Source organism: Shigella sp. FC1661 (assembly GCF_001712525.1).
Classification (GTDB): domain Bacteria; phylum Pseudomonadota; class Gammaproteobacteria; order Enterobacterales; family Enterobacteriaceae; genus Escherichia; species Escherichia coli.
Map to the genome: position 1 here is coordinate 1 of NZ_MDGW01000527.1, position 274 is coordinate 274.

The following is a 274-nucleotide window of genomic DNA, read 5'->3' on the forward strand; positions in this document are numbered from 1 at the left end:
AGAAGCAGAAAAAGCTTATTATGCTTCCATCGGAAACGATGATCTGGCAGCCTGAGTTCACAGATAAAACACTCTCCAGGAAACCCGGGGCGGTTCAGTGAACAGGCGTTTCAGCGATCGGGGCTGAAAATCACCACCACTTCGGGTCATCCGCCTTCATCTCCGCTTCTGTTTTGTATAAATCAAAACGACGGCAGGTATGGCAGAACGTGACGTATTCGTACGGTGAATCCGGGTACATTTTGTGGAAGGTTTCCCAGAAACAGACCGTGCA

1 pseudogene is annotated in these 274 nt (G+C 49.3%); it reads right to left on the reverse strand.

What is annotated here, in order from left to right:
• Window positions 1-130: 130 nt before the first annotated feature.
• Window positions 131-274: pseudogene (locus BFF42_RS28005) on the reverse strand (hypothetical protein); the annotation flags it as partial.